The organism is Phycisphaerae bacterium (genome assembly GCA_035384605.1).
Classification (GTDB): Bacteria; Planctomycetota; Phycisphaerae; order UBA1845; family PWPN01; genus JAUCQB01.
Window position 1 is genome coordinate 1 of record DAOOIV010000155.1, and the last position, 9,757, is coordinate 9,757.

Sequence of the window (9,757 nt, forward strand, 5' to 3'; positions counted from 1 at the left end):
AGACTACATATTCAAACCGGCGAAATCTCTGCACTTTCAGAACGACGCTGGCAATACCCATAGGAACCGTAAGGCGAACGGTGGTTGAGGTGAGAAATGTTGATCCTTCCATCGTTGAAGTGGATGTGATAGGAGCCTTGTCGACTGCCGGGCGCGCCATAGGCGTATACATATCCAAATTGCAGCGGAACGGACGCTGCCCATGCGAGGAAGATGACGGTACAGGTCGCTGCTCCCGTCCATTTGAGCACCCGGCCTTTGCGTCCCAGCATCCGGCCCGTGCGCCCCAGTCGAGCCCGACTCAAATGCCGCTTCTCTGGAGCCGGCCGTTCGCTGATCGTCTCCCCGCACTCGGGGCACACGCCGCTGGTCTTGCCGGCGAGGTCATACCCGCATTCCTGGCAATGTCCCGGCGGGAAGACACGGCGCAGGTCGAGCCACAAGAGGATGATCGGTGGGATGCAGACAAACCAGAGCAAAGTGTCGAAGTAGATGCCGTCGGTGTAGCGCCAGAACTGCGGAATCAGTCTGATTCTCACAACAACAACCAGCGCGGACATGATAAGGGCGCTCACCGTGAGCGCTCGACGCATTGCTGAAGGGTGCCACTTGAGCATGATCCTGTTGCGTCTCAGACGAGCCATGCCAGCAGTCTACCGCCAGGTGGACGCCCTTCAAGTCGTCCGTTGCGAGCAAGCAGAACACGACCGATGGATAACTTGGCGATTCAAAACCAATAGCGCGTCTGGCCACTGCGGCGGCCGCGAGCCCGCCGTGCGACTTGAGTTGAGATCATCGCGCGGAGATAATCATCGCCGGTTCCGGGACGACTCTGGCTTGCGGAGATGCAGAACATGATTGGCGTGGCGATTACCGGCGCGGCCGGCAAGATGGGATTGCGGGTTGTTGCGCTGGCTCAGGACCTTAAGGATGTCGAGGTCGAGGCGGCACTGGAAATGACCGGACACCCCGCGATAGGCAGGGACATCGGCGAACTGGCCGGTCTGGGCAAGACCGGCTTGCCGCTCCAGGACCGGACCGACACCGAGTTCGACGTGCTGATCGACTTTTCACGCCCGGCCGGGACGATGCACTGGCTCGATTACTGCTTGGTGAAGAAGCGGGCAATCGTGATCGGCACTACCGGCCACACACCCGAGCAGAACAACGCAATCGAGGAAGCGGCTAAGACTATCCCCGTCCTCAAGGCCTCGAACATGAGCGTGGGCATGAACCTGCTGTTCAAGCTCGTCGGCCAGGTGGCCTCGATCCTCGGCGACGACTACGACATCGAAATCGTCGAGTCTCACCACCGCTTCAAGGCTGATGCTCCGAGCGGGACGGCGTTGTCACTCCGCGATTCGATCGTCAAGGCCACCGGCCGCGACGCCGACAAAGACGTCATCTACGGCCGTAAGGGCGACACCGGCCGGCGCCCGCCGCGTCAGATCGGCATGCACGCACTGCGCGTCGGCGATACCGTCGGCGAGCACGAAGTCCACTTCGGCAACCTCGGCGAGACCGTCCGCATCAGTCATTCGGCCCACACCCGCGACACCTTTGCCCGCGGAGCACTGCGAGCGGCTGTCTGGCTGGCCGGCAAACCGGCCGGGCGATACGACATGATGGATGTGTTGGGGCTCAAATAAGCTGTCAGTTTTCAGCATTCAGCGGTCAGCAGTCAGCCGCTCATAACGCAGCGCCGCTGGCCCCAGAATCCTTTCTGGGGCCTTCTTCGCGGAGGATTCCCATCCTCATTTGGGCCCGGAAAGGATTCCGGGCCGAGCGGTTGGCATGGCAGGTCCGGAGAGGATTCCGCCCCGAGCTAATGTGAATGGTCAGGGGGCCGAACCCGGATTTCAAATCTCAGATCTCAAGTCTCGGATCTCAGATCTCAAGTCTGAGATTGCAGATTCGAGATCGCAGAACCCGGATCGCTCAGAGCTGAAAGCTGATTGCTGACAGATGAACGCTACTCATAACGTAGCGCTTCCACCGGATCCAGCCGCGAGGCCTTGTAGGCCGGATAGATGCCGCTGAGAATGCCGATGCCGATGGCCATGGACAAGGCCCAGACCAGGGCCCGGGCGGGCGTATAGGTCTCGATGATCTGGGTCGTTTCCTCCAGGAGATTATTGAACGCGAAGCCGCAACCGACGCCAAACGCTCCGCCGAGCAGGCTCACGGTGCCGGCCTCGATGAGAAATTGCAGCAAAATGTCGCTTCGCTGGGCTCCGACGGCCATGCGCACGCCGATCTCCCGAGTGCGCTCCGTGACCGAGACCAGCATGATGTTCATGATCCCGATGCCGCCCACCACGAGGCTGATCAGGGCGATGCTGTAGAGAACCACCTGAAAGAGGAAGACGATCTCACCGATCTGGCGCCGCTGCTCCTCCTGGCTGAAGACCCGAAAGTCGTCCTCCTGACCGCTGCGGAAGCGGATGTCGTGGCGACGGCGAAGCTCGCCCTTGATCTCGTCGATGGCCTGGTCAACCAGCTTGGTCTCGACGGCCTGGGCCGAGATCGAGTTGATGAACTTGATACCGAAGAGCCGACTCTGAGCGGTGGTGATGGGGATGATGACCTGCGAGTCCACGGTGCGAAAGCCGATGTTGCCCTTCTTTTCCATGACGCCGATGACGCGGAACGACGCCCCTTTGAGCCGAATCGTGTGTCCCACGGCTTCCGCTCTGCCGAACAAGTCGAGTGCGACCTGATAACCGAGCACCGCGACCTTCTGGTGCGATGCGACGTCGTCCCGGGTCAGGAACCGCCCTTGCGCGACTCGGTAGTTGAACATCGGGGCGTAATCTTCATTCGTTCCGAGGATCGATACTTCGCTGTTGCGACTGAAGTACTTGATCACGTCGAAACCCGATACTTCCGGGGCCACGGCTTTGATGCTGGGACAGTTGCGGGGATCGGCAATCCAGTCGGCGTCTTCGAGGACAAGGGTTTCGGCCATGCCCACCGCCCGGCCGCCGCTCTTGGCCACGTTGGGAATGACCGTGATCGTCTCACTCCCCAGCGACTCGAATCGCTCAATCATGTCGCGCTGGGCGCCCTCCAGAATGGACATCGCCGAGATGACCGCCCCCACGCCGATGATGACTCCAAGCGTGGCCAGCAGCGAGCGCAGCAGGTTTGCCTGCAGTCCGCGAAGAGCCATGATCATGATTTGCAGTGCGAACATGATCTCGAGCCGACGCTATCGTGCGGCCGGCGGCCTCCTGCTTTGTTCGGTCAGTCGCGCCGTGGTCGCCGCGATGCGTTCGGCAAGCAGTTGTTCCCGGAAAGCTTCGTCCACGCGGCGGTCCTCGATGATCTTGCCGTCTTTCATGCGGATGACCCGCTGAGCCTGCGCCGCGATCGCCATCTCATGGGTGACCAGAACAATGGTCACGCCCTGCTGGTGCAGTTCGTGAAACAGGCTCATGATCTGCTCCCCGGTCTTGGAGTCCAGGTTGCCGGTGGGCTCGTCCGCCAGCAGCAGGGGCGGCTTGTTGACCAAGGCACGAGCGATGGCCACGCGCTGCCGTTCGCCTCCGGACAACTCACTGGGCTTGTGCCCGCCTCTGTGGCCCAAGCCGACGCGCTCCAGCGCGGCGGACGCAAGACGTCGGGCGTGCCCCTGCCGGGCGTAGACCAGCGGAAGGGCGACGTTGTCCATGGCCGTCGTTCGGTTGATGAGATTGAACGTCTGAAACACGAAACCGATGTATTTGTTGCGGATCCCGGCCAGACGCCGGTCACTGAGCTTTTCCACCCGCTGGCCGGCCAGAACATACTCTCCGGTGGTCGGGCGGTCGAGACAGCCGATCAGGTGCATCATGGTGCTCTTACCGCTTCCGGAGGCGCCCGTGATGCTGACGAACTCTCCCTCCTCGACCGACAGGTCCACGCCGTCCAGCGCGTGCACCACCGAGTCGCCCATCTGGTAGAACTTCGTCAGGTTCGTGATGCGGATCATCTCGTCATACCAACATCAGCCACAGGCTGATCGCCTATTCTTCAGACTGCTGCCGCTCCCGCTTCTTCTCTCGCTCGGTCTTGATTGGCAACTTCGTGTATACCCGCTGGCCTTCCTCGAGGCCTTTCTTGACTTCGACGTCAACGCGGTTGTCCACCCCGAACTCGCAAGGCACGAACTTCGGCTTCTCGTCGTTGGTGCCGGGCACTTTCTCGGGAACGTACACGCCGTATCCTTGGCCGCTCGGGTCAGGCTTCATGGCCTCGTAGTTGACCAGCAAGGCATTAGCGACCGACCTCGCGGTGAAGTTGGCCTGCACTTGGGCGTTCAACACCTTCTTCAGTTTGTCACGGTTGGGGCTGGTGACCCGAATCCAGACCTTGAAGGTCGCGATGGCCCGGCTCATTTCCGACTGCGGCGAGATCCGCTCGATCACGCCGTAAAACCCCTCATCGGCCGGGTAGGTTTCCACAGTCAGGTCGACCTTCTGCCCGGTCTCGATGGTACCCTCCGGCAAAGTCGCCAACTGAGTGGCCGCGGGGTTCACTCTGGGGTTCGTCTCCGTGAACAACTGGCGGACCTGGCCGATGTCCGCCTCGTCGACGTTCACCACCGCATAAACTTCGCTGACGTCGGCGATTTCCAGAAGAACGGTTCCGCCGGTCAGCGAGGTCCTGCCGCTCTGAACCAGTTCGCCTATCTGAACGTGCCGGGCGACGACCACGCCGTCCAGCGGCGACAAGACCTTCGTCTCCTTCAGACGTTCCTCGGCTTCTTCCTTGGCACGTTGCGCCGCTTTCTGCATCTCGTCGGCTGCTGCCACCTCCTTCTCAGCCATCTTCACGTTGAGTTGGGCCTCGCTTAGTTGTGCCTTCGCCGCCAGCGTGGCTGCCTGCGCTTGCTTGTACTTGGCCCTGACCATCGCGGCCTCGTATTGGCCGGTGATGTCCGTGGCCTTCAGTCGTTCCTGACGGTCGTTCTCGAGCTTCGCCAAGTCCTCCTGGGCCTCCGCCTGCTCGAGCTTGGCCTTCGCCAGATCCACCCCCACCTTCTCGTTCAGGTCCTTGCGTATCTTTGCCTGTTCATAGGCGATGACCGCACGCTGATACTCGGCAGTTGCGCGGGCGACGTTTCTTTGCTCGTCGGTTTCGTCAAGCCGAACCACCAAGTCTCCCTTCCGCACGTACTGATCGAGATCGAACGGCAATTCGATAACCTCCCCGCTGGCCTCGCTCTTGATGTTGGTGACGCTCGCCGGGCGGATGTTGCCGCTGGCGGTGATCGGAACGATCAGGTCTCCCCGCCGGACAACGTCAAACTCGGGCTTGATCGCGGATATCGGAACCCGCACAAAATTCTTGACCATGAAGTAGGCGATGACCAGCAGTACGGCCAGAACCAGAGGACCTATCAGTTTTCTCATTTCCGAGTCTCTCCGGGTGAGGCGGGAGCTCCCGCGGTTTCCGGTGGGGCCAAATCGCGAGACGCGTCATCGACAACTCGCGACGCTTGTATTGCCCTTTTCCGTCTTGGCGTCAGAGTGATCTGCTCGCCCCGTATGATAGAGGCTCTCTTCTCGGTCCCCGCGCCGAAGCCGGCCTCACGTTCGATCATTGCCCTCCGCCAGTCCCCGAAGACCCATCAACACCGACCGCGCCGATGGCTGAACGATTCTCGTCCCGCTTTTCATCTTCCGGAGCATCGAGAACCAGACTCTGCAGCTTGGCGGCCGGTTGAATCGGACGGCTTGTCGGGCAACAATGCTCATATCCATGGAAGCGGTTGCTACTATAGCAATACCGGGCAATTGCCACAACAGTTGCCAACCGCGGTTGGCGGGGCGGCTGATCCGAATCGCCGCATTGATGCTGGTGTGCGCGTGTCCCGCGGCAGTCGGCTGCAGCGGCTTGAAGTCTGGTGCCCGAGTGGTCGGCGAGGTGCCGGCATGGCAACTGGCGGGGGCCCAGCCGAGCACCATTCGTCCTCTCGGCCGATGCCGTGTGGATGCGGAACGTCAGGTTCCCGCCAATCTGGTTACCCCACTGTGTGAAGAGTTCTCGCTGGTGCTGGTGAGCCATGCGACCGACTGGTTGTTGCTTTGCTCGCGATGCCAACTGACCGGGACGCCACCTTCCCTCGACTTCGAAAACGGCGCCGTGGTCGGTCTGATCGCCAATGTGGGCGAGTCTGCTTCGCAGGACTGGCCGATTCATCTTCAGACGGCCCGGGTGTTCGACGGCGAGGGCCTGCTCGAATTCTCCTTTAGCGGGGGGATCTACCATCCCGTCCGGACGGCCGGCTACTTTGAGCTTGCTTACGTTGCGGGCCTAAGGTCCGTTCAGAGGGTGCGGGTCGGCCGGCGGGACTTCATCCTTTCTCCCCGGGGGATCGAGGATCAACTAGATTCTAAATGGTCCTCTGAATAACCATAACTTCCGCTCCGCTAACAAGTTACACCTCGCGTTGTCCCAAGTCATCCTTCTTTCTCCCGTAGTGTTGATCCGAATGTACGCATCACATTGACTTTAGTCTCCGACAATCGTATAGGTTGCTCTGCGGCAATGCTTTGCGTCCGATGATGCCCACAGGCATCACTTCCCACGGGGCGGACCTTATGGCCGGAACACATCCGGATGGAACCGACGAAAAAGCGACTCTCCCGGACCCGAAGTACGACTTGGGCTTCACCGGAGAGCGGGTCCTGACCTGCCTCTCGCTGGGCTTAGTGGTCTTCGACCGCAACCTCAACATCATCCACCACAATCCCGCCGCAGAGTATCTGGTCTCGGGTTGCCGCTCGATCGCAGAGGCCCTTGCGAGAGGAACCGTCGACGCGCGGTACCAGGACTGGCGACAAGCACTGATGGGCGTCATTGAGCGGGGGCGGGAACAACGATTCGACCAGGTTGTCCGGCAGGACAACCAGCAGGGCGAGCGGTTGCTGAATCTGCTTTGCATTCCTTGGGCACGCGAAAGCGGAGGGGAAGTCAGCGGGGGCATTCTGGTTATTGAGGACGTCACCGCCGTGGTGGGCATGGAGAAGCGGCTGGCGGTCTCGGAGCGGATGGCGGCGGTGGGGAATCTTGCCGCTAGAGTGGCCCATGAGTTGAACAATCCTCTGGACGGCATTCTTCGATACATCAACCTGGCCTTGCGAGCCGGTGAGATCGGCCGACCGGAGAAGATCACGGAGTATCTGACTCAGGCCCGCGGCGGGCTGCTGCGGATGACCGAGATCGTGCGCGAACTCGTCGAGTTCTCGCGGAGTACGGCCGCCGCTTTTGACGATGCGGGGATCAACACCATCGTCGACGAGGCGGTAAAAGTGATGTCCGATAAGGCGGTTGCCGCGGGCGTCTCCATCGTCTGCACCCTCAGCGAAGACGTGCCGGCCGTTCGCGGTACCAACCTTTTCCAGGTGTTCTGCAACCTGATCAAGAACGCGATCGACGCCATGCCGAACGGTGGTACGCTCACGATCGCCACGCAGGTTGTAGACGGGGAGGCAATCATTCGCTTTGAGGACAACGGAATTGGGCTGCCGGAGGAGATGGATAGGATCTTTGAGCCGTTTTTCACTACCAAGCCTCCGGGCAAGGGAACGGGTCTCGGATTGCCCATCTGCAAGGATATTGTGGAGAAGTATAACGGTAAGATCATTCCGCAGCGCAGGCCCCAGGGCGGAACGGCGTTCACCATTCGACTACCTCTGCAAAGCTGCACCGCGATGCGTCCGAGTGCCGGCTCCGGGGCGGTCAGGTCTAGGTTCTCAAGAGCCCCTAGGGAGGCGAAGACGTGAGTGGCCGAAAAGAACGGATTCTGATTGTCGATGACGACAAGATCATCGTGGAGTCTCTGGCCGAGTTCCTCGATCTTGAAGGTTACGAGGCGGCCGGCGCGGCAAACTTTGCCGAGGCCGTCACCGCTCTGGAACGGAAACACTATCAGTTGGTCATTACCGACGTGAATATGCCCGACACGGACGGCTTCGAGCTGTTGCGGCTGATCAAGCAGAGGTATCCGGACATCGTTGTGATCATGATCACCGGTTATGGCACCATCGAAAGCGCGGTCGAAGCGATCAAGATGGGGGCCTACGACTACCTGACCAAGCCCATCATCGACGATGAGATTCGTCTCGTGGTCGAGCGAGCTCTTCAGCAGCAATCACTGATTCGAGAGAACCGCAGCCTGCGCGAGGCCCTGGATCTCCGTTACAACCTCGACAACATCGTCGGGCACGACTACAAGATGTTGAAGATCTTCGACCTGATCGAGGCGGTGGCGGAGTCGCGGACCACGGTTTTGATCCAGGGTGAGTCCGGTACCGGCAAGACGATGATCGCCCGGGCCATTCATCACCGGAGCGACCGCCGCGATAAACCGTTCGTCGAGGTCAGTTGCGGGGCAATTCCCGAGTCGCTGCTGGAAAGCGAGCTTTTCGGTCATGTAAAGGGAGCTTTCACCGGTGCCCTCGGTGACAAGCAGGGCAAGTTCAAGGCCGCCGATAAGGGCACCATGTTCCTGGACGAGATCTCCTCGGCCACGCCGGCTCTGCAGGTCAAGTTGCTTCGCGTTTTGCAGGAGCGTCAGTTTGAGCCGGTGGGCTCGAACAAGACCGAGAACGTCGATGTTCGCGTCATCCTGGCAAGCAACGACAATCTGTCGCAGGCCGTTGCGGCGGGGCGGTTCAGGCAGGACCTTTACTATCGCGTCAACGTGGTCACGATTCAACTGCCGGCCCTCCGAGAACGGATCGGTGACATTCCGCTTCTGGCGGAGCATTTCCTGAAACGGTACTGCTCAGAAGGCCGCAAGCAGATCCTGGGCTTCACGGAGGAGTGCATTCAGGCGATGCAACGCTACAACTGGCCGGGAAACGTTCGGGAGCTCGAAAACGTCGTGGAGCGGGCCGTGGTACTGACTCGCAACCGGCGGATCGAGGTCGACGATCTGCCGCCGAACGTGATCGAGGCTGCCGAAGCTGCGCCCGCTGTCGAGGGCGGCTACCGGCCGATGTCTCTGAAGGAGGCTCTGGAAGAACCGGAGAAGCGAATCATTGAGCAGGCCCTGCGAGCCAACAACTGGAACCGGCAGATTACCGCCCAGGTGCTGGAGATCAATCGAACGACCCTCTACAAGAAAATGAAACGCTACGGCCTGGAATCCGAGTCGATGTGAGAAGATGCCGGATCGTAGCGATCAGTAGTCGGCACTCACCGATGAGCCCGGTAGGGCAGGCCCCGGCCGCCCCAGGCCCAACACCCCAACACCCCAACACCCTACCGGTCCGGACGAGTCTCTCGCCACTGGTCAAAGCCTCCGTCTTCTTCTACCGACCTACCAGACCAACAGACCAACAGACCAACAACCCAACAGACTAACAGCCCAACCCGGCCTTCGGCCGCAACCAAAACATGCGCCCAGAACGCGCACCGGTCCCGACGGAAGAGACTAACGATTCGTTTGGGGACCAACTCGCCTCCCACCATGCACCTTTCTCGCCTTCCCCGGCTATCAACGGGCCTTCTGCCCAAAGGGGCACAGGTGCCAGGGGCGCAAGCCCCTGGGACGTCTGCTCCGCTCCGATCCGCCTGTCCGGAACACCCCGCGTGTTCATCTCGCAGTGGGCGAACTCCGCCCACCGAAGGAATGGCTGACAGCTAATATCTGACAACTTGTGAAACGAAGGAGCCGCCAATGTCCACAAAGAAATCCGCCAACCCAACCTCCCCCGCCAGAATCGCCGCCAATCGCGCCAACGCCCGCAAATCCACCGGCCCC

At 60.7% G+C, this 9,757-nt stretch carries 8 protein-coding genes; 4 read left to right on the forward strand and 4 right to left on the reverse strand.

What is annotated here, in order from left to right:
- Nucleotides 1–11: 11 nt before the first annotated feature.
- Entirely contained in the window at nt 12–644 is a 633-nt protein-coding gene (locus PLL20_20425) for a hypothetical protein (protein ID HPD32367.1), read from the reverse strand.
- A 210-nt stretch (nt 645–854) separates the two neighbouring features.
- Here PLL20_20425 and dapB point away from each other — a divergent pair, with 210 nt between their 5' ends.
- A complete protein-coding gene (dapB, locus tag PLL20_20430) occupies nt 855–1,649 on the forward strand; it encodes a 4-hydroxy-tetrahydrodipicolinate reductase (protein HPD32368.1) in 795 nt (264 codons plus the stop codon).
- A 323-nt stretch (nt 1,650–1,972) separates the two neighbouring features.
- On the opposite strand, the gene PLL20_20435 is transcribed toward dapB, so the two are convergent.
- From PLL20_20435 to PLL20_20445, 3 genes are read right to left on the reverse strand one after another with little or no spacing between them, the layout of a single operon-like run.
- On the reverse strand, nt 1,973–3,196 hold the full coding sequence (locus PLL20_20435) for an ABC transporter permease (GenBank protein ID HPD32369.1): 1,224 nt from the start codon (nt 3,194–3,196) through the stop codon (nt 1,973–1,975).
- Between the two features lie 15 nt (nt 3,197–3,211).
- Entirely contained in the window at nt 3,212–3,973 is a 762-nt protein-coding gene (locus tag PLL20_20440) for an ABC transporter ATP-binding protein (protein HPD32370.1), read from the reverse strand.
- Nucleotides 3,974–4,007: 34 nt separating this feature from the next.
- Nucleotides 4,008–5,396, reverse strand: coding sequence for an HlyD family efflux transporter periplasmic adaptor subunit (locus PLL20_20445; GenBank protein HPD32371.1), 1,389 nt, complete (start codon nt 5,394–5,396; stop codon nt 4,008–4,010).
- A gap of 349 nt (nt 5,397–5,745) precedes the next feature.
- Between PLL20_20445 and PLL20_20450 the strand changes: the two genes are divergently transcribed.
- The 3 genes from PLL20_20450 to PLL20_20460 all read left to right on the forward strand — a co-directional run bounded on the left by PLL20_20450 (nt 5,746) and on the right by PLL20_20460 (nt 9,154).
- Nucleotides 5,746–6,399: a hypothetical protein gene (locus PLL20_20450; GenBank protein ID HPD32372.1), complete on the forward strand. Its 654-nt coding sequence runs from the start codon at nt 5,746–5,748 to the stop codon at nt 6,397–6,399.
- A 188-nt stretch (nt 6,400–6,587) separates the two neighbouring features.
- A complete protein-coding gene (locus PLL20_20455) occupies nt 6,588–7,772 on the forward strand; it encodes an ATP-binding protein (GenBank protein HPD32373.1) in 1,185 nt (394 codons plus the stop codon).
- Nucleotides 7,769–9,154: a sigma-54 dependent transcriptional regulator gene (locus PLL20_20460; GenBank protein ID HPD32374.1), complete on the forward strand. Its 1,386-nt coding sequence runs from the start codon at nt 7,769–7,771 to the stop codon at nt 9,152–9,154. The genes PLL20_20455 and PLL20_20460 overlap by 4 nt, the downstream gene beginning before the upstream one ends.
- Nucleotides 9,155–9,757 lie beyond the last annotated feature (603 nt).

Excerpts from the sequence above, each read along its gene's own strand:
- PLL20_20425 (HPD32367.1), bottom strand. The coding sequence starts at position 644 with ATGGCTCGTCTGAGACGCAACAGGATCATGCTCAAGTGGCACCCTTCA.
- dapB (HPD32368.1), top strand. The coding sequence starts at position 855 with ATGATTGGCGTGGCGATTACCGGCGCGGCCGGCAAGATGGGATTGCGG.
- PLL20_20435 (HPD32369.1), bottom strand. The coding sequence starts at position 3,196 with ATGTTCGCACTGCAAATCATGATCATGGCTCTTCGCGGACTGCAGGCA.
- PLL20_20440 (HPD32370.1), bottom strand. The coding sequence starts at position 3,973 with ATGATCCGCATCACGAACCTGACGAAGTTCTACCAGATGGGCGACTCG.
- PLL20_20445 (HPD32371.1), bottom strand. The coding sequence starts at position 5,396 with ATGAGAAAACTGATAGGTCCTCTGGTTCTGGCCGTACTGCTGGTCATC.
- PLL20_20450 (HPD32372.1), top strand. The coding sequence starts at position 5,746 with ATGGAAGCGGTTGCTACTATAGCAATACCGGGCAATTGCCACAACAGT.
- PLL20_20455 (HPD32373.1), top strand. The coding sequence starts at position 6,588 with ATGGCCGGAACACATCCGGATGGAACCGACGAAAAAGCGACTCTCCCG.